A 25875-nucleotide genomic window follows, 5' to 3' on the forward strand; every position below is an offset into this window, starting at 1 on the left:
CAGGCCGAGCCTGTGGATGCGCCCGCAATCGTCACTTCGCCCCGCCCACCGGGCGGTTCCGGCCGACGCGCGCGATCCGGCCCCGGCCGGCCGTGGCGGTTCCGGTGCCGGACGGTACGTCGCAGGTCACGGAGGGCGAGCGCGGCCGTGGCCGCCGCACCGCGGTCACCCACGGCGTCTATCCTGCCTCCGAGTTCGGTGATCTTCCGCCGAACGACGACACAGGGGCGATCGGGGGATCAGTCCGTCATGCACAACGACCACGACGGCGACCGGGGCGACGGCATCAGCGGCATAGAGCCCCTGACACCGACCGATCCACCCCGCGTCGGCCCCTACGTGCTGCTCGGCCGGCTCGGCTCCGGCGGCATGGGCCGGGTCTACCTGGCCCGCTCGGCGGGCGGCCGGACCGTGGCCGTGAAGGTCGTGCACGAGGAACACGCGACGAACAGGGAGTTCCGGGCCCGCTTCCGGCGCGAGGTGGCCGCGGCGCGGCGCGTCGGCGAACGGTTCACCGCCCCGGTCCTGGAGGGCGACCCGGACGCGCCACGCCCGTGGGTGGCCACCGGGTACGTACCGGGCCCCTCGCTTGAGCAGGTCGTACGGGAGCACGGGCCGCTGCCGACGGCCTCGTTGCACGAGCTGTTCGACGGCCTGACGCGGGCGCTGCGGGGCATCCACGAGGCCGGGATCGTGCACCGCGACCTCAAGCCGTCCAACGTGCTGCTCACCATCGAGGGGCCTCGGGTCATCGACTTCGGCATCGCCCGCGCCCTGCAACCCTCGGTCGAGTCCCTGCTGACCAGCACCGGCATGGTGATCGGCTCGCCCGGGTTCATGGCCCCGGAGCAGGTCGTCGGCGAGGCGGTGGGGCCCTCGGCCGACGTCTTCGCGCTCGGCTGTGTGGCGATGTACGCGGCCACGGGCCGGCTGCCGTTCGGGCACGGCGCCCCGAACCCGCACGCGGTGATGTTCCGCATCGTCCAGTCGGCGCCGGACCTGACCGCCGTCGAGGACGACGCGCTGCGCGCGCTGATCGCCCGCTGCCTGGCCAAGTCCCCCACCGACCGCCCCACCGTGGCCGCCCTGCTCGCCGACCCGGCCCGCGCGCGCCGAGCGCCCGGCGACGGCGCGTGGCTGCCCCCGGCCCTGGTGGCCCGGCTCGCCCAACAGGCGGCCCGACTCCTCGACACGGAGGCCCCGGGCACACCCCACCACCCCGCTCCGGGCACGCCCGACGTTCCCGGAGCGGGCACACCCGACGTTCCCGGCCCGCCGGCGGACGCCGTCCCGTCTCCGGACAGGCCGACGGTCGGCCTCCGCCCGCAGGCGGCGGGGGGCGCGGGGGCTGTGAAGGGTGCGGGGGCCACTGGGGGCGCGGGGGCTTCGGGGGTCGCCGGGGTCGCGGCGGGGCCCGTCCCGGCCGGGGCCTCCCTCACCACGCCGGCGGCTGACGCATCCCAGGTGGCGGATGCGACTGAGACATCGGACGCGGCTGAGGCCGCTGAGGCGTCCGTCGCGCCGCCGGCGCCCGCCGCGACATCCGCCGCCGAGGGGTCGGGCTCGACCACGGAGCCGGGCTCCGCCGCCGAACCGGGCCCCGCCAAGGCGCCGGACCCCGCCAAGCCCGCCCCCGAAGACCGGATCGAGGACCGACCCGCAGCCCCGCAAGCGAGCCACCCCGAGGGCCGTGCGGCCAGCCACTCCGCGCGCCGCCCCAAGGTCTCCGCTCCCGATCCCGTCGGCACCCCGGCCGGAGGGCCCGCCAGCGGCCCAGCCCGCGACCGGGGCGGCCGGGAGCGGCGGCGCAGGGGCTGGGTGGTCGCGACGGTGGTGCTCGCCGTGATCGCCACCGCGAGCGTCGCGGCGCTGCTCGCCCGGGGTGACGGCGCGTCGGACGACGGGGCCCGGGGCGGCACCGCCGCCGGCCCCACCGCGTCCGGCACCGCCGCGCCCACACCGTCCGCGAGCACGTCCGGGGACGACGCGAAGCGCGACCCGAAGGACGCGGCGAACGCCAAGGGCAAGGGCGAGGACAAGGCCGCGAAGGACGGGGAGGACGACCCGGGTCGGGACGACGCGGACGCCAACAACCCCGCACGCGAGGGCGGGGACGCGCCCGCCGCCGGCGACGACGCGGCCGACAGGCCCCGCGGAAACGACTCCGCACCTGACGACGCCGACCCGCCCGCCAGGGAGAAGCCCGGTTCCGGCGACGCCCAACGGCCGCCGTCCTCCCGGCCCACCTCGTCGGGCGCGGTCCCGCAGCGCTACCTCGGCACCTGGGAGCGCAAGAACTACGCCGGCCCGGTCTCGCAGCGGATGGTGGTCCGTCAGGCGTCGCCCGGCCAGCACGTGATCACCCTGAGCTATGACGGGGCCGGGCACTGCACGTCAACGGCCACGCTGGTCGCCATGGAGGACGGCGGCAAGCGGATGTCGGTCGGCCCGACCGACGTGGACACGGTCGCGTCCAACGGCTACTGCCCCTCGGACAACGCCTCGTCGTTCGCCTTCGGCAGCGACGGCAAGCTCTACCGGACCGTCGGCTTCCAGCAGGACATGACCCCCTTCACGCGCATCGGCTGACGCCCCGTCCGGCGCCCGGGCCCGTACCCGACCCCGTGCCTGACCCCGTGGCGCACCCGGGGCCGGGACCGGCGTGGGCGCACGCCGGCACGACGCCGCGCGGCGTTCGGAAGGTGTGGCGAGGGAACCTATCGCCACCCCTTCGACGTCAACTCCCCAAGGAATGCAATTCATCCACCGGACGCTTGTGGCGGATACCTATTGAGTACGGGATTGCCTCGACTACCTATCGCAACCACCTCCCACTTTCTCGCCCAATAAACGCACATCCGCTCTCCGGAAACAGAAATCCCCTTACGCCGGGACGTCACGAGATGGCGCGGTTATCACGCCTTCCGCCCTTTACGCCGCGAAGGAGGGGAATCGCGGGCGCCCACCCCGACGCCCGTAAGCACCCCTCCACCTAACCCCTGACCTGCACACACGCACGGTCATCCGGCGACCCGACCCGCCACGCGGACACCGCCCGCGGCGCACCTGACGGTGCCCGGGCTATAGCCGCGTGTTATGGAAAATTGTTACTACCCGCTTCAACAAGGTTTCGGAATGCTGGTAGCGCCCCCTGGCAAACCGACGCACGAGAAATCGCGCGTCTTCGGAAACGAGGAACCTTGCGTATATCCAGGTTGATCCCCGCACTCGTAGCCGCTTCGGCATCCGTCATGACGCTCGCCGGCACCGCCACCGCCGCCGAGCCGGCCCCCAAGCCCTCGACCCCGTCGAGCGTTGAAACCAAGATCATCGGCGGCGGGTACGCACAGAGTGGCCCCTGGGCCGCTCGGCTGTTCTCCAACGGGAGGCAGACCTGCACCGCCACCATCATCTCGGCCAACTGGATTCTCACCGCCAAGCACTGTGTGACCGGCGGTGGCCTCTCGTTCCGCATCGGTAGCCTCGACCAGACCAGCGGCGGCACCATGGCCAACGGCGCGCAGACGGTCACGCACGCGTCGTCCGACCTGGCGCTGGTCCGCCTCGACCGCTCCGTGTCCGCCACCTACGCCAAGCTCGGTCAGCCGGGCTCGGTCCAGACCGGCCAGAGCGTCCAGGTGTACGGCTGGGGCGCGACGTCCCAGTGTGGTTCCGAGATCAACTGCCAGTCGCAGTTCCTGAAGGTCGCCAACGTGACCGTGACCGGCGGCTGCCGCGACGCGTACCAGGGCCAGGCCATCTGCGCCCGCCGCGGCAACGGCATCACGGCCGGCGGCGACTCCGGCGGCCCGATGATGGCCAACGGCATCCAGGTCGGCGTGGCCTCCACCAGCGACCGCCAGACCACCACGGCGTACACCAACGTGACGGCGTACCGCTCGTGGATCCAGCAGGTCGCGGGCGTCTGAGCAACGCCACCCCCCGACGCGCGCGGTGACGCGCGCTGACGGAACGCCTCGGGACGGGGGCGCCGCACCGCGCGGTCACACCACCGCGGTGCGGCGCCCCCGCTCCCGTCCGGGCGCCGGTCGATCGCCTCGGCGACGACCGGCGCCCTTCGTCGTTCGACGCCGAGGTGATGGGCCGGGACGGGCCGGGACGAGGCGGGACGAGCCCGGGACGGCGCCGCCGGCGGCCGGTGCCGCGGCCCGAACTCGCCGACCACCACCGGATATACCTGACATTCAAGGCGTGTCGGGTGGAAAGCGCCACGGTAAGAGGCAGCGGAAAAGTGGCGAACGGTGCACACTCATGTGGGGGTGGTAAGCGCTCGCTGTCCCCGTCGTGCCTTCCGCCGCAGCGCACCCACCAGCGAAACCCACCCCCGCGCGGGGCTGCGGCCCGCTGACGCACGGGTGGCAGGGGGCGGGGGCGCGGGCCGTCAGCGGCGGCACGGGGGCGATCCCAGGGCCCGCCGACCGGCGCGGCCCGACCGGGCAGGCAACCACGGGCGCACCCCGATGAAAGGGCTTGTATCCGTGGTGGCAGCGCATCGGCCGTCCCGCGTGCTGAAGGCGATCCCGTACGCGGTCATGGTGGTCGTGGCCGTGGTGGACCTGACCGCGGGCGCGGGCGTGGGGTTCCTGCCACTGATGTCGCTGGGCCCCGCCTTCGCCGGCCTCGTCGGCGGCTGGCGGCGCACCGCGTGGATCGGCTCCCTCGCGCTGGCCCTGACCGTGGGGCTCGGCGTCTACGACGACCTCCTCGCCCACCGTCGCGGGATCACCGCGCTCGTGTCGGTCGCCGGCGTCACGGTGGCGGGCCTGGTCGCCGCGGTGATGCGGCAGCAGCGCGAGGAGGAGTTGGCCAGCGTGCGCTCGATCGCCGAGGTCGCGCAGCGCGTGCTGCTGCGCCCGGTACCGCTCGCCGCCGGGTCGCTGCGCGTCGCCGTGTCGTACACCTCGGCGGTGGCCGACGCCCGGATCGGCGGCGACCTGTACGAGGTGGTGGCCACGCCGTACGGGGTGCGGACCATCGTCGGCGACGTACAGGGCAAGGGCCTGGAGGCGGTGGAGACGGCGGCGGTCGTGCTGGGCGCGTTCCGCGAGGCCGCCTACGACGAGCCCACCCTGACGGCCGTCGGGGAGCGCCTCGAACACGCCCTTGAGCGGCACCTGACGGCGGAGAAGTTCGTCACGGCCGTGCTCGCCGAGTCGGGCCCGGGCACCGACCCGGGCTGCGGGTCCGAGCCGTCGATGACGCTGCTCAACTACGGCCACCCGGCCCCGCTGGTGGTACGGCGGGACGGCACCGCGGCGTTCCTGGCCCCGCCCGAACGGGCCCTGCCGCTCGGCCTCGCCCTGCACGGGACGAAGGGCCCGCACCCGCACACCGTGGACTTCGCGGCCGGCGACCAGATGCTCTTCTACACCGACGGCGTCAGCGAGGCCCGCGACGCCGAGGACCGCTTCTACCCACTGGAACAACGCGCCGCCCTGCTCCGCGACCCCGACCCCGAGACCGCGGTGGAGGCCCTGCGCCAGGACCTGGTCGCCCACACCCAGGGCCCACCCCACGACGACGCGGCCATGCTGCTGGTCCGCTACCGGTCCGACGAGCCCTGCCCGCCACCCACCACGGACACGGTGCGCTGAGCGTGGGCGCGAAGGCGCGGGCGCGCGGGCAGGCGGGCACGCGGGGCGCGGGGGCGCGGGAAGGCTGGCACGCGGGCACGCGGGGCGCTGGGACGCGGGCGAGCGGGCGCGCGGGCTGGGGCGGGCCCCGGTCGGCGGTACAGCGCCCGGTGGATCAGCGGGCGGTGGCACGGCGGGCGGTGGTGCGGCGGGCGACGGTTCAGTGATGGCCCACGGTCGTACGCCGGTAGGCCCGCCGCGCGTGGCTGACCCGCGCGATGACCGTGCCGAACACCGCGGCGGCGAGCAGCACCCCGATCCGGCCCGCCTCCGGGTAGCCGGCCCAGCTCAGCCGCCCGCGCGGGGTGATGGCCACGCTGTTGAGGAAGACCCAGCACACGGCGGCTATGCCCGGGGCGGCGACCAGGCGCGCGCAGACGCCCAGGCCAACGGCGAGCGCGCCCAACACGACCAGCACCGTGACCGGGTCCGCCAGCAGGCCGAGCGCCCCCAGCACCGCGACCGACACGAACGCGCCGGCATACGCGCCGGCCAACACCCGCGGCGTGTCGAGGGGTTCGGGAACGGGCCTGACCTGTGCGTGAAAAAGGCGCCACTCCACCCTCATCGCGGATTCCCCCGATGGTCCGGGCCGCGCCAGCCGGCCAGCTCACGTCGGCTCCGGGGCACGGCAAGTGTCTGTTTCAGGAACAACAGCGACCTCACGCACCCGCCGGCACCAGCCTTCCCCCGCCCCGCCACGTGAGGTGCCCCATCATGATGCCTGCCCCCGCCCCGGCACACCCTGCGGGCCCCACGCCCACCACGACACGAGCCCCCTCCGTGCCCCCTGTGGTGGGGCGGGCGCCCCCTACCCACCGGTGCTCCCCACGGCGCGCCACGACGGGAGAGGGCGGGGCGGCGGAATACGGCGGTGCGGCTAACCGCGCGCCGCGCCCGGGGACTCCGGGGTGGGGGACGCGGCCTCGCGCAGGTGGGTGACCAGGTCCTCCAGGGCGTCCCAGCCGGCGCCCGGCTCGGTCTCCGCGAAGGGGTAGTAGAAGGCGGCCCGGTCCAGCGGGCCGAGCTGGATCGGACGTATCGGCAGCGGTGGGCGGCGGGCGCGGGTGAGGCCGGCGGCCCGTACGTCCTCGCGTCCCACGGCGAAACCCAGCACCGTGGGCGCCCCCTCCAACCAGGGCGGCACCGTCAGGTCGGCCCGGGCCGCGCGGCGCTGCACCAGCATCGAGACCAGGCCGTGCTCGGCCGCGAGTTCCGCGGCCAGATCGGCGAAGCGGGCCGGCGCGAACGCGTCCGCCACCTCGGCAGCGCCGGCCACCTCGGCAGCATCGGCCGCGGCGGCCTCCTCCCCCGGTGCGCGGTAACCCAACGTCAGGGTCAGCTCCTCCTCGACACCGCCGGTGGTCAGCTCCGTGCGGAGCGTCGCGACGGCCGGCCGGTCCGGGTCCCCGACGGCGACGACCCAGGTCGGCTCGGGCGAGCGGTCCCGTACGAAGTCGGTCAACTCCGCCCGCGACCAGGGTTGTCCGGCCGGCTCGGCGGTGCCCCAGCCGCGTGGCGGCCCACCCAGCAGGTGTCGCCAGGCGGCCTCCAGCGCCCCGCCGAGGAGCAGTTCGGCCTCGGCCGGCTTGCGGGTACGGATGGACAGGGCGAGCTGCGTCTCGCGGGTCGGCCCGTCCCCCGCCGCCTCCCCGGGCCCGGCCGCCGGCGCGGCGGTCCCTCCCGCCGTCAGGGCGTCTCCCGCCGTGAAGGCGGACGCGGTCGCGCCGGCCGGCATGAAGGCGCCGTCGGACCAGCGCAGCTCCGTACCGGACAGGCCGTCGTAGTACCCGCTCGCCCCGTCTCCCACGACCCAGCGGTTCGGGGCGCCCGCCAGCGCGGCCCGGGTGGCCAGGGTCAGCCGGGCGGAGGCCGGGGTCACGAGTTGGAACCCGCGGTCGCTGTCCGCCGCGGCGCGCAGCGCCTCGGCGAGCCACGAGGTCATCGCCACCAGCGGTCGGTCCTGGATGACCACGGCCGCCCGGTCGCTCAGCACGTCGACGGCGGGCTGGGCGGCGGCGGGCCGCGCGGCGCCGGTCAGCCCGCTGACCGGCCGGCCGAGGTCGGTGACGAACGCGTCGGCCGGCCAGACCCGGCCGCCCAGTTGGGACACCAGGCGGGAGGCGATGACGCCGGCGAGCCGGTCGGAGCCCTGGCCGGCCGTGGCCGCCCTGACCTCCGTCCACCACACCGGCCCGTCCGCGCGGATGCCGAGCAGCCGGCTCACCTCACCGGGCACCCGGACCAGCGTGGGCGTCTCGACGGAGGCCAGCGGGCGGCCTTCGGCGTCGAAGAGTTGGATGACCGCGCCGTCGGCGGCCGTGCCCATGGTGACGTCGGGCCCGCCGGACAGCAGCCCGGTCAGCAGGCTCCAGGTGTCGGGCATGCGCTCGGTGAGCGCGATCACGTCCTTGGTCATGCGGCGATCACCTGTGCTCGTCCCCTTGCTCGTGCGCTGCGGACGCGTGGTCCCTGGCTGTGGTGGGCGGGGCGTGGGCCGTCTGGATCAGCCGTGGCGGTGCGCCGCGTCGCACCAACGTGCCCCGCCCGACGGGCTGGTCCTGGGCGTAGACGCCGGGGAAGAGCTGGCCTTCCGACCGGTCGCCGGTCATCACCAGGGCGGCCGTGCCGCTCTCGCGCAGCGTCATCAGGAACGGTTCGTACATCGCCCGCGAGGCGCCGGCGACGCGCCGCGTGATGACGAAGTGCAGCCCGATGTCGGGAGCCGACGGCAGGAACGGCAGGAACGGCTCCAACGGCTGCTGACCGGCTACCGCCAACACGTCGTAGTCGTCCACGAGCACCACGATGCGCGGCCCGGTCGGATCGCTGGCGCCCGCCGCGAGCACCTCGGGCGCCAGCGCGTCGTCGGGCATGCGCCGGGCCAGCTCGGTGGCGATGGCACCGGAGAGGCCGGCGGCCAGGTTGGTGTTGTACGCGTACCCGCCCCGGTACGCCTCGGGTATGAGGCTGTGCAGGCCGCGGCGCGGGTCGAGGACCGCGAAGACCACCTCGTCGTCGGTGTAGCGCTCCATGAGGCCGTGCGCGACGAGCCGTACCACGTTGGTCTTGCCGCACTCGCCGTCACCGAGCACCAGCAGGTGCTGGTCCCGCCGGAACAGGTCGAGCAGCGCCGGCTGGAGCGCGTTCTGGTCGAGCCCCAGCGGCACCCGGCGCGGCTCGGCCTCCGGGCCCGGCAGCCGGTGGGCGCCGAGCCTGGCGGGCAGCACCCGCACGGGCGGCGCCGGCGGTCCTGACCAGGCGGCTCGGACGGCGCGCACCGCCTGTTCGGTCGCCGCGCCCAGCTCGTCGGCCGTGGCCAGCCCGTCGATGCGGGGCAGGGCCACCTGGGCGAAGAGCTTGGCGTCGGTCAGCGCCCGGCCCGGCTCGTCGGGGGTGAGCGTCTCGGCGAGGCGGCGGCCCACCGTGCTGTCCGACGGGTCGTTCAGGCGCAGTTCGACGCGGGTGCCGAAGGCGGACTGGGCGGCGATGCGCACCTCGTTCCAGCGCAACATGCCGGCCACGACGTGGATGCCGTACCCGCTGCCCCGCTTGAGGAGTTCGACCACGGCGTCGTCCAACTCGTCGAACGCCTCGCGCAGTTCCCCGAAGCCGTCGATGACCAGCACGACGTCGGTGGAGCCGAGTTCGGGCAGTTCGCCCTGGGCGCGCAGCCGGCGCAGCTCGTCCACGGAGTCGATGCCGCGCTCGCGGAAGACGTCCTCGCGGGCCGTGAGCATCGCGCGGACCTCCTCCACCGTGCGGGCGGCGCGCTCGCGGTCCGAGCGGCCGGCGACGCCGCCGACGTGCGGCAGCCCCGCCATCGCCTGCAAACCGCCGCCGACGAGGTCGAGGCCGTAGACGCCGACCTCCTGCGGGGTGTGGGTCAGGGCGAGGCCGAGGACCAGCGTGCGCAGCAGCGTCGTCTTGCCGGCCGCCGGGCCGCCGATCACGGCGGCGTGCCCGCCGGCGACGGTCAGGTCGAGCACCCACTGGCCCTGCCACTGCCGCGCCGGGTCGTCCAGCAGCCCCAGCGGGACGCGCAGCGGACCGCCGGGCGGGCGCCCGGCCAGCCGCAGGCCCCGTGACTCCGCCCGCACCGGGCCGGCCGTGGCGTCGAGCGTCAGCGCTTCCGGCAGCGGCGGCAGCCAGATCTGCTGGACCGGCGCGGCGGCCCCGGCGAGCTGGTCGACCATGGTCGACAGCAGGGTGGGGCCGACGGTGCGGCGCGGCGGCGGCGCGACCGGCGCCCCGCCGCCCTCCTCGCCGTCACCGGCCTCACTACCGCGCGCGGCGAGCGTGTTGTACGTGGGGTAGGGCAGCGCGGTCGGCCCCGCGTCCGCGTCCGTGTCGAGCCGGGCGGGGCCGCGGTACGGGCCCGAGACGTACCCGGCCTTGAACCGGTCGTACGCGCTCGTGTCCACCTTGAGGTAGCCGAAGCCGGGGATGGGCGGCAGGTGGAAGGCGTCGGCGGTGTCCAGGACCGTGCGCGACTCGTCCGGCGAGAAGGTGCGCAGGCCGAGCCGGTACGACAGGTAGGTGTCCAGGCCCTTCAGCTTGCCGCCCTCGATGCGCTGGCTGGACAGCAGCAGGTGCACGCCGATGGAGCGGCCGATGCGGCCGATGGACAGGAAGAGGTCGATGAAGTCCGGCTTCGCGGTGAGCAGTTCGCCGAACTCGTCGATGACCACGAACAGGTGCGGTAGCGGGTCGAGGCCCAGCTCGGGGCGCTGGGCGCGGGTGGCCGCGTACGTGGAGATGTCCGCGATGTTCCCCGCGTCCTTGAGCACCTGCTGCCGCCGCTTCACCTCGCCCGACAGGCTGGCGTGCACGCGCTCCACCAGGCCGGCCTTGTTCTCCAGGTTGGTGATGACGCCGGCGACGTGCGGCAGCGACGCGAAGGGGGCGAAAGTGGCGCCGCCCTTGTAGTCCACGAGGACCATCGCCAGGTCGTCCGGCGGGTGGGTGGCGACGAGCGCCAGCACCAGGGTGCGCAGCAGTTCGCTCTTGCCGGAGCCGGTGGCGCCCACGCACAACCCGTGCGGACCCATGCCCAGTTCGGCCGACTCCTTGAGGTCGAGGAGCACCGGCTCGTGGGCGTCGCTGAGCCCGATCGGCACCCGCAGGAAGTTCTGGTCCCGGCGCGGCGCCCACAGCCTGGGGATGTCCAGCGCGGCCGGGTCCGGGACGCCGATCAGCTCGGGGAAGTCCACCGGCCCGGACAGCGGGGTGCCCGACGCGGCGGACTCGGCCGACAGCCGCAGCGGGGCGAGCGAACGGGCCAGGCCCATCGCGCCGGCCGCGGTCACCTCGTCCAACGTGCCGGTCACCGTGGTCGGCGCCTCCCCGCGCAGGTCCTCCACGGTCACGGTGCGCCCGTCGTCGCTGACGGTGACGCGTACGGAGACCTGTCCCGGCTCGTCCACCCGGCGGGCCAGCAGGTGCAGCGCGGTGACGCCCATGTCGGGAAGCGAGACCGCCTCGTCCGGGCGGGGCGGCTCGTGGGCCGTCGCCCCGTGCGTGTCGTGGATGAGCAGCAACCGCTTGCCCAGCCGCAGCGCCTCCCGCCCGGCGAGGCCGCGCCGCACCTCCGCCGCGTACCCGGCCCGCTGCCGCAGCTCGCCGGTGAGCGCCGCGGCCAGCTCGCGCGGTGAGGACGCGATGCGCCGGGCGTGCACCGGACCGTCCCACTCCTGCGGGTCCAGGAAGTGCGGCAGCCACTTGGCCCACGCCCAGTCGTCGAGCCGCTCCTCGGGAGCCGCCAACGCGAACGCCACGTCGTCCGGCGCGTGCAACACCGCCACCTGCACGGCGATGGTCCGCGCGATCCGCAGCACCTGGGCGCGCTCCCCGATCACGCTCACGTTGCCCGCCCGGTCCAGCGGCACGGTCAGCGGCGCCTCGGGCACGGAGGCGAACCGCTCCTGGAGCCCGGCCGCCTCGTTGAGCATGAACGGGTCCGGCGGGGACAGCACGCTGCCGCTCTGCTGCTCCATGACCAGCGCCCGCACCGGCGCCTGCCCGGTGCCGAGGCGCACGTCGAGGAAGTCCCGGTCGAGCCGCCGCCGCTCCCACCGCCTGGCCGGGTCGTTCACCAGGTCGTACAGCGCCTCGGGCGGCGGCGCCAACACCCGCGCCGCGGCCCGCAGCTCGCGGTTCTCCCGGCTCAGCTCCTCCCGCAACCCCTCCAGGTACTCCAGGTACCGCTCGCGCTGCGTGCGCCGGGTGCGCTGGGCCCGCCCCCGCTGCGAGAACAACAGGAACACACCGCCGATCACGGCCACCACCAGCACCACCGCCCCGATCGCGGCGAACTGGCTGTTGCGCACCACCGTCATCATCACCACGGAGCTGAGCACGCCCGCCATCGGCAGCAGCGACGTCGCCACCGACCCCGCCTTGCCCTCCGGCAGGTTGGGCGGCGGCTCGATGCGCCGCTCGGCCGGCGCGGGCAGCGGGCGCGTGGTCCGCGCCGGCCGGTGCACGACACGTACGCTCATCGCCGCCGCTCCCGCGCCATGGACCGCTCCAACACGGTCGCGGCGAGCCGCGCCGTGGCCTCCACGGTCCGCTGCGCCAGCATCCGGGTGCGCACCTCACCGCCCGGCGCCAGATGCCGGTCGTACGGCAGCGCCACCACCCGCGCGCCGCCGGCCTCCAACCGCTCGACGGCCCTGCCCACCTTCAGGCTGTCGTGCGGCACCGTGTGGTTGAGGACGACCACGGTGGTGGGCAGCATGCTGCGGTGCAGCCCGCCGACCCAGTCGAGCACGGCCCGCGTCGCCGCGACCCCCTCCACCGTCGCGGGCGTCACCAACACCCGGGCCTGCGTGGTCGTCAGCGCCGTACGGGCCACCGTGGCCGGCAGCGTCTCGCAGTCCACGACCGTCGTCCCGAAGTAACGCCGCACGGAGGTCATCACGGTCCGGTACGTGTCGACGTCGAGCTGGGCCCCCACCGCCCCCTGGCTCCCCGGCAACAGCCAACCGCCGCTCGCGTGCGGCACCAGGTAGCCGGTGAGGTCGGTGATCCGCATCGAGGGGTCCACGATCCGGGCCAGGTCGGCACAGGTCCAACGCACCTCCGACGCGCCCAGCCGACGCGGCAGCGTGCCAAGCGCCGGATCGGCCTCCACCGCCAGCACGGGGTCGGCCCGGTAGTGCGCGTACGTGAGCGCCAAAAGCGCGGCCACGGTGGACTTCCCACTGCCCCCGCGGATGCTGGTCACGGCGATCTGCCGGCCGGTGGTCACCGGCTGCTGGATGGCGCGCACCGCCTCCGTCAACGCGGCACTCTCCCGGGCGGCCGACGACACCAGCCGCACCAACGCCCGCCCGGCCCGCCGAGCCGGACCCTCGCCGCGCCGCACCGGCCCCTCGGCGCCGGCCAGTTCGGGCGGCACCAGGGGCACGGACTCCGGCGTCACCAGGGGCCGCGCGTCGGCGTACGGGGCCGGGGGCCCGGTCGGGGCGGGTTGGCCCGGGACGTGCCCCGGCTGGCCCGCGACCGGTCCCGGCTGGCCCGGGGCCTGCCCCGGCTGCCCTGGGGCCCGCCCCGGCTGGCCCGGAGCCGGTCCCGATTGGCCTGAGGCGTGTCCCGGGTGGCCCGGAGCCGCCGGTTCCACGGCGGGAATCGCCTCGCGCGGCCGGGCGTCCTCGGGCTCGGGTCGCCCGCCGCCGCGTTGGGCCGCCTCCGGCGGAGCCGCCACGGGCGGCACGCCGCCTCGCGGGCCGCCCAACTCCCGGAACACCTCGTGCTGCCAGTCCCCCTGCGCCGCCGCCATAGCCCCTTCTCAGAACGTGCTTCACAGCGTGTCCCACACCGTGCTTCACCACGTGCCTCAGAACGTGTCCAACAGCCGCCCGTACACGTCGAACGCCCCGATGGCCACGGGTATGAGCACGACGACGCCCACCGCCTCCACCAGATTCGCCAACCTCCGCAGCCGTACCCGCACATGATCCGGCGGACGCACCGCGAGCACGACCAGCGGCACCAGGGCCGCGCCCGCCAGGGCCAGCAGCGGATACGTCGTACCGCGCTCGGCCCACAACACCAGCAGGCGCGTCATCAGCACCACGGCGGCGGCCTGGAGCACCACCACCTCCACGCCGAGCGGAAAGGCCCGGGCCCGCGAGAGCAGCACGACACCGAGCAGGGCGGCCACCCCCACCGTCCACGCGTCGGCGTGCTCGACCGCCAGCCAGCCTCCCGCCGCGGCCGAAACCGCGGCGGTCACCGTGGCCAACGCCAGCCCGCGATGCGTGGCCGCCAGCGCCACGTCCACCCCGTGCCGGCTCACCGACGCGCCCTGCGCCCGCTGGTCGTCCAGGCGCGTCAGCCCGGCTCCCATCAGCGCGAGCCGCGGCAGCAGCCCCAACGACAACACGGACCCGACGCCCAGCACCACACCGACCCGATACCCGTCCGTGAGCGCCCAGCCCAGCTCCCAGCCCCCCACGGCGGCGGCCACCGCCCCGGCACCCACCAGAGCGCCCCGCCCCATCGGCGTGCTCAGCCCGAGCAGCGCCAGCGTCCCCACCACCGCGCTCCCGACGGCTATCAACCGCACGTCGTGCGCCCCGGACGAACTGGTCACGGTCCAGGCCCCGAACACCCCGAGCCCACCGGCCAGCAACACCAGCACCGTCCCGACCGGCCGCGCGACCCACCGCGCCACGGGCGCCCCCACGGCCGCGGCCACCAACGCGCCCACCACGAGCGGGACACCCGTCTCGTCGGCGCCCAGCCAGTGCCGCGCGTACGCGGCGGCGACCAGGGCCAGCACCAGGTGCGCGGCCCCCGCCGCCCACACGCGGGTGCGCTCGTCCCAACGCCACCCGCGCACGTCGAGATCGTCCGCCGTCTCGTCACTCACGTCGTGCACCACCGGCGCGGCGGGCGTCTCCACCTCCCGCACCAGCCGCACCACGGCGCCGTCCGGCACCCCCAACGAGGCCAACGTGTCGTCCTGCGCCAGCACCGCCCCGTTGGCGAGGACGAGCCGCCGCAACATCGGCTCCCTGCCCGGCCGGTCCCCCACCATCTCGATGATGCTCGGCAACAGTTCGCCAACCGGCTCGTCCGCCGGCAGCAGCATGTCGATCCGCCGCCGCCCACCGACCAGCGTCACGCGACTGAGCCCCGCCCGCCGCTCCGTGGACGTCACCACGACGCACCCACCCGGACCACCGGCCCCAACGCCAGCCGCTCCCCGTCAACGACCGCGACCGACACCGCCCGCGGCGCTTCCCGCTTCTCCTTCTCCCGCTCCTGGTCGGCCAACTTGTCCGAGATGAACGACCACCCCACACACCCGGCACACACGACGGCAGCCAGCGCGATCCCCCCGAGGATCTTCCCCACGTTCTCGTCGAGCGACCGCCGCGACCGCTGCGCCCCGAACAACGCCGCATCCCGCAACCGCCGCCGCCGCACGGCCACCGACTCCAGCAACTGACTGTCGTAGTCCCGCGCCAAGGCTCCCCTCCCTCACGCTCCGTGCTGCGTTGCGTACACCTTACGGGGTGGGTGTGACAGTCGGCGGGGGGAGTGGCGGTTGCTGAACCGCCACCGAGGCCGCGCGCGTGGCGGTCAGGCAGTGACACGTCACCCGGTTCCCTGATGAGGCTGGCTTGGCCGGGGGTTGACGTCGCCGCGAAAGAAATCCCCCGCAGGCGGGTGACGCCTGCCCAACCGGTCGGGAGCGCGCCCCACCCGAGCGCCCCGGCAACACGCCCCATAGTCGCGATCGATGATGGACCGCATACTCCAGCGGGCGCACGGCGCCTGGCAGTTGAGCCATTCAGGCAAGCCCGGGCTATGCGGCGCCACCGCCGACGCGAGTCGGATTCGCTACTTACGGCAAAGCGCTCTCAGCCAAATGCACGGTCAACTTCGTAGGTCAGCTCCACGAGGCGCTCATGCGATACCTCCGGAGCGCGCCCACTGTGCTCCTGCACGCGATCAATGAATTCGCGAGGCAATTCAAGGTGGTAGGCACCTACATAGAAACCCAGGTCCTTACGCCAGACCCACTCGCCATCCGTGTGAATCGAATCTCCACTGATCACCTGTTCGCTCGATCCCAACACATCCACAGACATTCCCATGGCCGCGAAGATCGTGCTTGCACCACGAAGATACGAGAGGACCATTTCTTCGCTCTTGCCTGCCTGCTCTCTCACGAAATCCCTGATCGAGAGGTCCGGAGAGCCAGCCCGCCAGCACTCCTTATAATATCCGAGAACCTTCACGTGAAATACCCCTCTTGCCTCTAGTCCACCATTGGGAGGAAGATCCGCCAGTAACCGCCGTTGAAAACCTTGGACGTTTGACCAGGCGGTAGGTTTCTATAAATACCCACCTTGTCAGTGGGGGCCATCACTGGCACCCCCAACTGGTTAGCTACTCGCTGAGCAGCGGGCAACTCATCCAGACCGTCCAGGACCCGCCCAGAATCGCAGGATACCAACCGAACGGGCCCGCCAGCGTAGTCTGGGTTATTCTTTATCGCTTGGACGATATGAGAGGCATGCACCTCCCCCGGCGGAAAATCGACTCCCGCATGATTGACTCTACCCGGCTTGAAATATCCCTGCGGGTTACCATGCACGATGACGTCGTGATAGCCATCCAGCGGAGCCGTAAGGTCCCGATTCACAAGAGTTGCAGAGTCATACCCGATGGTTGTTGAATGCGGGCGGAAGTAGACGTGGTCACCGCTGTCGAGGATGACATCACCGGGCGTTCTGGGCGGTGCGGGAATCGTCGAGTCAGTCGCCTGGATGGCGTCCAGGTCGCGCCCCATCGCGTGGGCAGCATCGTCCGCGCCGGCATCGGCCAGCGCCGCCGCCTCCGCACTTGGGACCTCCTCATAGGGCGCCCCCGAGTCGCGTTGCCCACCAGCTGGATCGATAGTCTCGTCCGCCATGGGGGCACCACTCGTGTCACTGAACTGCGTATCGATAGTCCCGCCGCGCCCGCCATAGTTTCCCGTGGTTCCCTGCTCCGCGCCCGGGGTACCGCCCGCGCGGGGCTCGTTCGTCACGTCGTCCAGAGCTGAAGCGTCACCACCGTCTATCGTTGCCGTCTGGCCGCTCGTTGACGTGCTCCCCGGCCCGTCACCGCCCGCATGCGCCACCGGCCCCATCGGCGGCCGGTCACCCACCGCGCCCGCACCCGGGCCCGTACCGCCCCGCGACACATCGTCGCCCACGCGCCCCACATCACCGCCGACGCGCGACGCGTCATCGCCCGCGCGCCCCACATCACTGCCGACCCGCGACGCGTCATCACCCACCCGGGCCACGTCGTCCCCACCACGCGCGCCCACCACAACCAGCTCGCGCTCGGGCACCCGCACGCCAGCCGCCTCGTCGGGTGAACGGCCCACCGGAGCACCGTCCCCCGTACGCGAGCCGGCTCCGGGACCAGCGGCGTCCAACGCCGCGCGGTCGCCCGCGCTCGGCTCGTGCATCGCCTGATCGCCAGCCTGCTTCAGCGAGCCGTCCGCCTTGAGGTACGTGCCGTCCTTGCATAGGTACTCACCCTCCGGTGTGAGAACCGCGCCCTCCGGCACGTCCAGCCGCGGCACGCCGTTCGGCAGTTCCACGCCCGACTTGCCCGGGGGCAGCTCCGGCGGGTTCGGGCTCGCCGGGTCGAAGACCTGGCCGTCGGGGAGGCGGATGCTGCCGTCGGGCAGTTCGACGCCCTTGACCGTCGTCAGGCCCGTCAGGCTCGCCGTCACGTCGCCGATCTTCGGCATCTTGCCGAGCCCGGCCGCACCGGCCTTGACGATGTACGTCATGGGGTCCACGGCGCGGCCCACCTTGCCCGCCGTCGCCGCGATCTTCCCCGCCGTGCCGGTCTTCGTCGCCGCGCCGGCGCCGCCCGTCGCGACGGTCGTCAGGACGTTGTAGCCGACGAGGCCCGCCGCCTTGCCCGGGTTCTTGCGCCACTCGTCCCAGGCCACCATGGACTTGCCGACTTCCTTGGTGGTCTTGAGACTGTCGCGGGCCCAGTTCTTGACGCCGCCCTCCGGCAGCAGGTCGTACGCGATCAACCCGCCCGGGACCGTCAGGATCGCCAGCCCCGTGGCGAGTTGGCCAAGGCCCTTCCAGGACTGCTTGAACGTCTCCCAGCCCTGGAGGCCGACGAGGCCGCCGAGCCCCTTGAGCGTTCCCCACACGCCCTCGACGATGAAGCCGTCCCACACGAAGCTCTTGGCCCAGTGCCCGATCTCCCAGGCGTGGTGCTTCTCCTCGACGGCCTTGCCCCAGGGGGTCTCGCCCGCCTTCTTCATGTCGTCGACGCTGTAGCCGTACATGTTCTTGCCGCCGGAACCGTCGTCTTCCCGCCACACGGTGCCGCCGTTGACCAGGCTGGTGATCTTGTTGGCCGCGGCGCGTTCGGCGGCCCAGAACTGGGCGACGGTCGCGGACACGTCCTTGACCAGGTCGTTGTTCTTGTCGACCTTGTCGCCGTCGTACTGCCAGTCGTCGTCGTCCTCGATGTCCTCGACGAAGGCCACGGCCTCGGCCCGGAGACGCTTGAGTTTGGCGACGATCGGGCGGACCTCGGTCGCGTACCCCTCCAGAGCCGAGGCGACCGTGGTCAGGTCGTCCGCGAACCGGTCGGCGGTGTCCCGTACCGGCTGGGTGGTGGCGAAGAGTTGGTCGGCCTCCGGCGCCTTGTAGAAGGACGAGAGCTTCTGGAACTCGGTGTGCGTGTCCGCACCCGTCTTCCGCACCTTGCTCGCGTCCCCGCGCAGGCCCGCGATGTGCTTCTCCAGCTCCGGCAGGTTCCCCGTGAACGTCGGGATGCCCGACGGGTCGATCCGGTCCGGCGTGTCACCCATGACGGCCCCCCACCTACTTCTTCTTCTCCCCCGTGGGCTTGCCGAAGTCCGGATCGGGCGCCTTGCGGGCCTCCCGCTGGGCGTCGGCAGCCATCTGTAAGTTCCCGTTCATGTACGCGGTCGTCGCCTCGCTCGCTCCCTGTACGGACTTCGCGGAGCGTGCCGCGACGAACCGCAGGTCCTTCTCCGCGTGCGGGGCGAACTCGGAGAGCGCCAGGCCCACCAGGCCCGCCTCCGGCTTCTCGCCGCCCATGGCGAGCGTGCCCGCGGCGGTCGCCGCGCCCTTCAGGTGCTCACCGAACGCCTTCGCCTGCGCCTGCAGCTCCTTGGCGATCTTGACCGTGTCCTGCAGTGTCCGTCCGATGTCCGGCGGCTGTAGGTCCCAGCCCGTCATCGACTGCCTCCCCCACCATCTGTGTGCTGCCCGCACCCCACGTCAGGGCGTACGGATGCCACTGCGCTACCGCTCGCCCGAGGGGCCGCACCGGCGCGCGCTACGTAACGCTGTCCACCCCGCACGGCCCTACCCTGCGGGCCTGCCGGCCCGCGCGCCGGGTTCCGCGCGGTCGGCTGGCCGTGCTCGACGCGCGGACTCAGCCGATGCCGTCCACGGCCGACTTGGCGCGGCTCAGGGCCGACTGTGCCGTGCCGTCGTTCTTCTCCAGCGTCGTACGAACGAGTCGGATGATCTCCCGCACCTCGCTCGCCGAACGGTTCCAGCGCTGCTCGGCAGCGTGGTACTGGTCGGAGACGCCATCCGCCTGGAAGTCGGCCATCGCGGCCTTGACCTGGCGGTCCCGGTCGGTGATGACGGCCTCCAGCCGGGCCACGATGCTGCCCAGGCTCCCCTGCACCTCGCTGGAGGCGCCGCCGTCGTAGCTGTTGCGGTCAGAATTCGCACCCATGGTGCTCCCCCTCAGTTGCGTCTGGCTACGGCTGCCGGGTGGTGTGCGCCGGCTCAGCGACCGCCGAAGCGTGCCGCGTCGAAGTTGGCCGAGGCCATCGACTGGTTGGCGTTCTCGGCCGCCTCCTGGTCGCCGGAGGTGAACGCCTTGTCCATACCGGTCTGGCCGCCGAGGATCTTGGCGAGCGCGGCGTTCAGCCCCGCGGTGACCTCGTCCGACCGCGCCTTGAACTGGTCGAACGCCGCCTTGCCCTGCCCGTTGAACTTGCCCTCCAGCGGCTGCGCCGCGTCGACCAGTTGCCTGATCAGGCCGCCGAGATCGTCCGACGAGTAGCGCGACTGGCTCGTCAGCGTGGAGAGTGTCTGGCTGCCCATGTCGAACTTCATGCCCACTGGTAACCCCTCCCGTGCGGTCTCCGCCCCCACCGACGGACACGCCCCGTTGATCACCTGCCGCGACGATACAACGACAGTGTGCTGATCCGAGTACACAGTGCCGCACCCCTGCGGTGCAACGTGTATCGAACACCTGAGACACAACACATACATACGGGGAGCTGCAACACCCCCGTCTACCAGGGCGATTGAAGTTTCAAGGGTGGCTGGATCGCGCTCCGGAGCGCATACGACTGTGCCCTGCTCCCCTCCTCCGGCCCCAGCGCCGGCCGAGCGGCGGCACCGGCGCCCCGTTCACAAGCTCACCCCGCCCCGTTTCCCATCCCCGCCACCGGCGCCAACGTCAGCAACCCGCACCCGTACGCCTTGGCCGGGCCGATGCCGCCGAGGAGGCGGGCGGTGAGGGCTTCGGGGTCGGTGACGCGGAGGTGGCCCTCGAAGGTGGCGCTGTGGAAGGTGACGTGGGCGCCCCGGCCGCCCTTGGCGAAGGAGTGGCGGTGGCGGGCCGTGATGCGGACCTCGTGGGCGTCGGAGGCGTGCCCCGCCGCAGGCGGAAGCGCGGGCGGGACATCCGGGGTGAGGCCGGGGGCCGCGAGGTCGGTGCGGGACTTGGGGACCTCGAAGCCCCAGCGTTCGGCGCGGTCGAGGAACCAGCCCAGTTGGGCCGCCGCGGTGCGGTGGGCCAGGCGGAAGCCGCGGGGCTTCTTGCCCTCGGGGAGCTCGGCCAGGCGTTCGGCCTGGGCGGGGGTGAGGGCGAGGGGCGTCGTGGTGTTCTGGACCGGGTTGGCGGTCAGCCGGAACGCGTACTCGCGGCCGGTGGCGATGTGGGCGAGGAGCGGGGCGTAGTCGCGTACGAGCGCGTGCTCGCCGTCCGCGTCCGGCCAGCCGGCCCGCTCGATCACGTGCGTCCAGTCGGGTTTGGAGCGGGTGAGGACGATGAGGTGGGGCCGGCGCGGGTTGTCCGCGTCCAGGCGCCACAACACGCGCTCGTCCGACTCGCCCGGCAGGCCGCCCTGCACGGCTCCGTGCATGGCACGGGGGCTGGCCAGCAGGCGGCGGCTCTCCGCCCGCAGCGGGTTGATGCGTACGCGGGAGAGGTAGGTCATCGCAGGTCACCTGTCCAGCAGGGCGAACGGGTCGTGCCCGGCGTCGTCGTGGGCGGCGGGGTCGGGATCGGGGGCGGGGTGGGGATCGGGGTCGGGTTCGAGGACGGCTTTCGGGAATCCGGTGGGGATCTCCCACCACTCGCGACACACCCGGCGGGTGGTGAAGCGGCGGGCGTGTGGGTCGAAGGAGACCGGGGCGTCGCGGAGTTCGTCGTCGCCCTCGGGGGTCTCCACGGTCACGGACACGTCGGTGGTCGCCGTGTAGACGGGGCGGTTGACGCCCCGTTCGCGGCCGATCCGTGCGGCGTGCTGCGTCCGAGCCCGCTTCGACGCCAGCCACGGCTCTTCCCGTATCACCCGCGCCAACTCCCCCTCCCGCAACCCGAGCGCCAGTGGCTGGGTGGGTGGGCACGAGCGGCGGCCCAGGGCCAGCGGGAACGCCGGGGCGCGGACGGCCGCGTCGAGGCGTTCGAGCAGGTCTCGGGGGCCGGCCAGGGCGGCCAGGAACGTCGCGTCCTGGAGGTAGTAACGGCTGGTCACGTGCGTGTACTTGGCCGGCTGCGTGGGCCGCTGCACGCCCTTGGCCGACACGCCGGACTGGGGCAGCGGGCGGCCCCGGTAGTCGGAGACGGTGTGGTAGTCGCGCAGCAGCGTGCCGGGCACGTCGACGCGTACGCCTAGGCGCAGGTCGAGCAGGTCGCCCAGCGGCTCGTCGCGGTCGCGGCCCATGGCGGCGGCCAGCAGGCCGATCACGCCGGACTTGGTGGGTTCGGAGTGCGTGTCGCGGCGGTTGTTGGCGGTGACGTGGTAGCCCCAGGCTTGCAGCGGGCCCGCCAGCCGCAACAGCAGCACGGCTGGCTCGCCGGCGGCGTCGGGGGGCGTGGCGGCGGCGGGCGCGGGGTCGAGGACCGTCATCGGGCGGCCGGGACGCTCGGGGCGACGAGGGAGGTCAGGTGCTCGCCCAGGCCGGTGAGGAGTCGCGGGAAGGTCACCGCGTCACCGAAGGCTTCCCGGATGACGCTCCCCGTGTCGGAGCTCTCGTCGAACGCGTGGCACACGGCGGTGTGGTCGGGGGCGTCGCCCCACTGGCTGACCGCCTCGGTGTGTTCCTTCGCCAGCCGCCGCGCCGACTTGGCCGCGATGCCCGCGTCCGGCGCGATGGGCTCCTCGAAGGCGGAGACCAGGTTGACCGGCTGGTCGGAACGGACCACGACGGCCACCAGGCTGGGCAGCGTGCGGTGGGCGAAGGAGTTGCCGTAACCGCTGGGTACGGAGCGGGCGAACGAGGTGACGAACGACTGCACGCCCTTGATCGCGTCCTCGTCGGTGTCCAGGTTGTGCCGGAGCTGGTGCAGCCCGACGCTGGCGTACCGGTAGAGGGTGGCGGAGTTGAAGCCGATGGTGCCGATCATGCCGGCGCCCGTCTCCTGGCCCTTGCGCGCCTCGTCGTCCACGGCGGTGAAGTAGTCGAATTCCAGCTCCACGGCGTGCGTGGACAGCGCGTGCGCGACCTGCACGGCGGCGTCCACGCGCAGCGCCGGGATGTCGGCGACCATGCGCCCGAAGAGCGCCACGTCCAGTGGGTGTCCCGAGGTGAACACCTCCTGGATCGGCAGCTTCTCCATCTCGGCGGCCAGCGCCTTGTCGTCGAGGCCGACCAGCTCGGCGGCCCGGTCCCGGACGAGCGCGGCGACGGCGTTGAGCTGGCGGTGCCCGTAGAAGAAGAGGTACGCCGTGTCGCCCTCCTTCTTGCCCGCGCGGATCTTCAACGGGGCCAGCAGCGCCGTGGCGAGGCGCGCCGCGCCCTCGTCGTCCAGCCCGGTGGTGTCACCGATGCGACCGGCGAGCGCGGCGGCGACGCGGCGGGTGCGCGTCGCCTGGTCCTGGTCGGGCTCGCGGTGGTCGGTGAAGTGCAGGCGCGTGGCGCGCTTCCACGCCTGCGACGAGACGCGGGAGCGACGTACCCCGCCGAAGAACGCCTCCTTGGGGTTCCCCTGGTCGTCACGGTTGAGGTTGGCCGGGGGGACGGTCTGCAGGATGTGTACGTCGACGTACGCGCGGGGAGCGGGCAGCTCCACGGGACCTCCAGGGGTCGAGTAAGGGGCCGGACGGTTCTTCCGGCCTGGTGAGTGAGCGGGTCTGTGGGTGGGGCGGCGGGGACGTGCCCGGTGGCGGGCGCGTGCCCGGTGTCAGGGGCGTGCCCGGTGTTACGAGCGCGCCGGACCTTCGCCGTCGGTTCCGGCGCCTTCGGTGTCCTGGCTGGCGGGCTTCCACACGTGGTAGGCCAGCCCCCACGTCCGGCGGACGCGCTGCCGCTGTTCCGGGTGGGTCCACCGCTCCAGGTCCCGCATCAGCCGGTCGTAGTCCAGGCCGATGCCCTCGGCCCGTAGCTGCGGGACCAGGCCGCGCAACCGGTAGAGCAGCGCGGGAACGGACGTGGCGTTCACGGCCGCCGCCACGCGCCGGTCCAGCGCCTCCGGACTGAACCGGTCGGCCACCCGCAGGGAGCGCAGGGCGGAACCGAGGCCCACCTCCGGCTTGTGCATGGGGCGCTGCTGGCTCTGCTGGTGCAGGCCGTAGAGCGCGAGCGCGCCGTGCTCGGCTTCGAGTTCCCGCGTGACGTCTCCGTCGGTGGGGCTCGTGTAGTACGGCCACATCGCGGGCACCGTGCCGGCGTCCTGACCGAGCCCCGCACGCAGGTCTGCCAGTTCCTCACCCGGGGGGCCGGTCGGCGCGAACCGATGCCAGCTCCCCTTCCTGACGTCCAGGTACCGGTGCCAGTACCGGGTGACCCGCGCGGGGCCCGGGTCCGGCGCGGTCGCGGGGTTCGACGCGGTCGCGGAGTTCGGCGTGGCCTGGGGTGGGATGCTCACCGCGAGGGCCCTTCGGTCGTCGGGTTGTCGGAGTCGGGGGTATCGGGGGCGCCCGGGGTGTCGGGGTTGTCGGGGCTGTCGGGGCTGTCGGCCTCGGGGGCGTCCGGCTGTGGGGCTTCCCTCTCGGCGGCCTCCGCCTCGGCCTCGGCGGCCCGCGCGCGCCGCTGCTCGGCGCGGCGCTCGGCGCGTTGCCAGAGGATCTTGTCGAGGCTCTTGCGGAACGCTGCTTCCGCCTCGCTGAGCCGGTACACCCGGCTGGTGTCACCCCGCGTCACCACGCGGCCATGGAAGAGACCGGGCGCGGCGGCGTTGCTGAGCAGTTGCTCCGCCACCTTCCACGCCTCCTTCCCGGCGCGCTCCTCCCACTCCGCCAACCGCGCGGTGATTTTCTCGACGTCCTCGTCAGCTTTCCGGAGATCCACCAGCAGCACCCGCACCACCGGGTCGAGGGCGTGCAGCAGGGCCTCGCCCGGGTACTCCCAGGCGCCGCGCGGCAGGGGGTCGGAGCCGGCGGCCCGACGTAGGTCGGCGCCGAGCCGGTTGACGGCGAGGGAGAGCTGTTCGGCCTGGCTGACGGCGCCGAGCAGCGCGCCACGCGTCCTGCCCTCCCGGTCCAGCGCCGTCAGCGGCAGGGGCATCTCGTCGAAGAACAGGTCTTCGATGGAGCCGAGCTTGGAGCTGTACGCGATGCCGGTCATCTCCAGTTGGAGCGCATAGTCTGACGCCGGCCTGTCGTAGTCCTGGCGCGTCGTACTGAGCTGTTTCAGCAGTTCACTCGTGATGTAGGTGTGCTGATCGGCCGGGGCCTTGGTCGGGTCGGACGAGCGGCGGTCCACGGCCAGCAGGGCGTCGAGCCCGCGCCACGCGGCGCGCCCCACCCGGTGCCGCAGGGGTCGGATCTGCGGTACCTCGGCCGCCTTGCCCTTGCGCCGCGCGTACGACACCGGGCTCTCGTGCCGCCAGGCCGTGTGGGTCTCGTGGTCCTGGGAGACCTGGGAGAGCCGGTCCCCGGCGGCCACGACGGCCCGGGTGACGCGTTCGCTCCCGTCGGCCGTCTGCTCGCGGACGAGCAGGACGCGCCGGGCCTGCCAGGTCCACGTCTCCAACGGGCCGGCCGCCGGCCGCGTCTGCCAGCTCGGCGTGGCCGTCGAGCCGGTCACGTCACCCTCACGTTCACGCCGCCGCCACTGGGGCAGGTCGTCCTTGAGACGGGTCGTGCCGTACGGAACGTTCAGCAGAAGCGTCTCGTAGAGCGTGGTGCCCCGTGGCATGACGACGCCCAACTGACCCAGCGGACCGACCGGATTGCCCGTGGTCTTGCCACCCTTGGCCTGACCGTCGCCCTCGACTCCGGTCTTGATGGCACCCGTGTCCCAGCAGTGCGTGTGCAGCAGCCAGCGGGCGGCCTCGGCCGGGGTCAGTTCGAGCGGGTCGGCGTCGGTACGGGACGAGAACAGCGGGACGTTGTTGCCCTGCGCCGCGGTGGCGACCAACAGCGCGGACGTCTTCGTCTCACCCTTCGCCGTACGCAACCCCGCCACCTGCGCGAACGGGTCGGTCTCGGAGAACAGGTCGAAGTGGCCGCCGTAGGTGTCGAAGTAGCGAACGAGTTCCTCGCGCTCGGCGTCCGAGAACGCCCCCCGCGCGAACCGCTTGGCCCAGTCAGCGGCGTCCTTCGGGAAACCCAGCGCGTCCACCACGAGCGGCAGCAGGAGCTGCCGGAAGATCGCCGGCTTCTGAGTGGGGATGTCCACCTCGATGTCCCGGAACCGGTGGGCGTCCAGTAGCAACTCTCGTACGCCTACCGCGCGTTCCGCCGACTGCGCCCCGGCATGGGGCCCAGCCGCCTCCCCCTGGTCCGCAGTGCGCGCGAGCAACCACGGTTCATCGAGCAAACTCCACAACCCAGCCTCCGGGGAACTTTTCACGTCTTAGGTGGGGGGAGTGACCAGACTGGCACAGACGGCTACGGTGCGCGGGACGAATGCAAGGATTGCCCAACACGATTGCTGAATGGTGTTGGTCCGCGCCCCCGGCACGCCGGGGATGTTCCCTTTTCTCGTCTCACGGCGAAGGTTGGCCC

At 73.2% G+C, this 25875-nt stretch carries 19 protein-coding genes; 3 read left to right on the forward strand and 16 right to left on the reverse strand.

The annotated features are described in order from the left end of the window. The first annotated feature begins 249 nt into the window (after positions 1–249). From AC3CHW_RS15335 to AC3CHW_RS15345, 3 genes are all read left to right on the forward strand, one after another. Positions 250–2589, forward strand: coding sequence for a serine/threonine-protein kinase (locus AC3CHW_RS15335; RefSeq protein ID WP_488470804.1), 2340 nt, complete (start codon positions 250–252; stop codon positions 2587–2589). 662 nt (positions 2590–3251) lie between these two features. Then, positions 3252–3929, forward strand: a complete 678-nt coding sequence (locus AC3CHW_RS15340) for a S1 family peptidase (protein ID WP_372454558.1) — start codon at positions 3252–3254, stop codon at positions 3927–3929. Positions 3930–4481: 552 nt separating this feature from the next. Beyond that, entirely contained in the window at positions 4482–5615 is a 1134-nt protein-coding gene (locus AC3CHW_RS15345) for a PP2C family protein-serine/threonine phosphatase (RefSeq protein ID WP_488470805.1), read from the forward strand. Between the two features lie 199 nt (positions 5616–5814). Here the strand turns inward: AC3CHW_RS15345 and AC3CHW_RS15350 are convergent, their stop codons facing one another. From AC3CHW_RS15350 to casA, 16 genes are all read right to left on the reverse strand, one after another. Continuing rightward, positions 5815–6222, reverse strand: coding sequence for a hypothetical protein (locus tag AC3CHW_RS15350; protein WP_176163082.1), 408 nt, complete (start codon positions 6220–6222; stop codon positions 5815–5817). Positions 6223–6534: 312 nt separating this feature from the next. Next, the gene (locus tag AC3CHW_RS15355; protein WP_488470806.1) at positions 6535–8073 is read right to left on the reverse strand and encodes a DUF6177 family protein; all 1539 of its coding nucleotides are present in this window, start codon (positions 8071–8073) and stop codon (positions 6535–6537) included. Between the two features lie 7 nt (positions 8074–8080). Then, on the reverse strand, positions 8081–12154 hold the full coding sequence (eccCa, locus tag AC3CHW_RS15360) for a type VII secretion protein EccCa (protein ID WP_488470807.1): 4074 nt from the start codon (positions 12152–12154) through the stop codon (positions 8081–8083). Then, on the reverse strand, positions 12151–13437 hold the full coding sequence (locus tag AC3CHW_RS15365) for a CpaE/TadZ family protein (RefSeq protein WP_488470808.1): 1287 nt from the start codon (positions 13435–13437) through the stop codon (positions 12151–12153). Before AC3CHW_RS15365 ends, eccCa begins: the two co-directional genes overlap by 4 nt. Positions 13438–13494: 57 nt before the next feature. Next, positions 13495–14826, reverse strand: coding sequence for an EsaB/YukD family protein (locus tag AC3CHW_RS15370; RefSeq protein ID WP_488470809.1), 1332 nt, complete (start codon positions 14824–14826; stop codon positions 13495–13497). Further along, the gene (locus AC3CHW_RS15375; RefSeq protein WP_488470810.1) at positions 14820–15134 is read right to left on the reverse strand and encodes a hypothetical protein; all 315 of its coding nucleotides are present in this window, start codon (positions 15132–15134) and stop codon (positions 14820–14822) included. Before AC3CHW_RS15375 ends, AC3CHW_RS15370 begins: the two co-directional genes overlap by 7 nt. A gap of 395 nt (positions 15135–15529) precedes the next feature. Next, complete coding sequence (locus AC3CHW_RS15380) at positions 15530–15841, reverse strand: hypothetical protein (protein ID WP_488470811.1); 312 nt, start codon at positions 15839–15841, stop codon at positions 15530–15532. An 89-nt stretch (positions 15842–15930) separates the two neighbouring features. Then, entirely contained in the window at positions 15931–18513 is a 2583-nt protein-coding gene (locus tag AC3CHW_RS15385) for a hypothetical protein (protein WP_488470812.1), read from the reverse strand. A gap of 13 nt (positions 18514–18526) precedes the next feature. Continuing rightward, entirely contained in the window at positions 18527–18907 is a 381-nt protein-coding gene (locus AC3CHW_RS15390; protein WP_176163075.1) for a DUF6507 family protein, read from the reverse strand. A 199-nt stretch (positions 18908–19106) separates the two neighbouring features. Continuing rightward, a complete protein-coding gene (locus AC3CHW_RS15395; protein ID WP_176163074.1) occupies positions 19107–19418 on the reverse strand; it encodes a pore-forming ESAT-6 family protein in 312 nt (103 codons plus the stop codon). Positions 19419–19471: 53 nt separating this feature from the next. Beyond that, positions 19472–19804: a hypothetical protein gene (locus AC3CHW_RS15400; protein ID WP_176163073.1), complete on the reverse strand. Its 333-nt coding sequence runs from the start codon at positions 19802–19804 to the stop codon at positions 19472–19474. A 311-nt stretch (positions 19805–20115) separates the two neighbouring features. Next, positions 20116–20919 carry a type I-E CRISPR-associated protein Cas6/Cse3/CasE gene (gene cas6e, locus AC3CHW_RS15405; protein ID WP_488470813.1) on the reverse strand — a complete coding sequence of 268 codons (804 nt, stop codon included), beginning with the start codon at positions 20917–20919 and terminating at the stop codon, positions 20116–20118. A 6-nt stretch (positions 20920–20925) separates the two neighbouring features. Beyond that, positions 20926–21834, reverse strand: coding sequence for a type I-E CRISPR-associated protein Cas5/CasD (gene cas5e, locus AC3CHW_RS15410; RefSeq protein WP_488470814.1), 909 nt, complete (start codon positions 21832–21834; stop codon positions 20926–20928). Then, positions 21831–22991, reverse strand: coding sequence for a type I-E CRISPR-associated protein Cas7/Cse4/CasC (gene cas7e, locus AC3CHW_RS15415; RefSeq protein WP_488471065.1), 1161 nt, complete (start codon positions 22989–22991; stop codon positions 21831–21833). The genes cas5e and cas7e overlap by 4 nt, the downstream gene beginning before the upstream one ends. A gap of 135 nt (positions 22992–23126) precedes the next feature. Then, the gene (gene casB, locus AC3CHW_RS15420) at positions 23127–23792 is read right to left on the reverse strand and encodes a type I-E CRISPR-associated protein Cse2/CasB (protein ID WP_488470815.1); all 666 of its coding nucleotides are present in this window, start codon (positions 23790–23792) and stop codon (positions 23127–23129) included. Continuing rightward, the gene (gene casA, locus AC3CHW_RS15425) at positions 23789–25669 is read right to left on the reverse strand and encodes a type I-E CRISPR-associated protein Cse1/CasA (protein ID WP_488470816.1); all 1881 of its coding nucleotides are present in this window, start codon (positions 25667–25669) and stop codon (positions 23789–23791) included. The genes casB and casA overlap by 4 nt, the downstream gene beginning before the upstream one ends. Between the last annotated feature and the right edge of the window lie 206 nt (positions 25670–25875).

Source organism: Streptomyces sp. MGP-BFMKR1 (assembly GCF_057766585.1).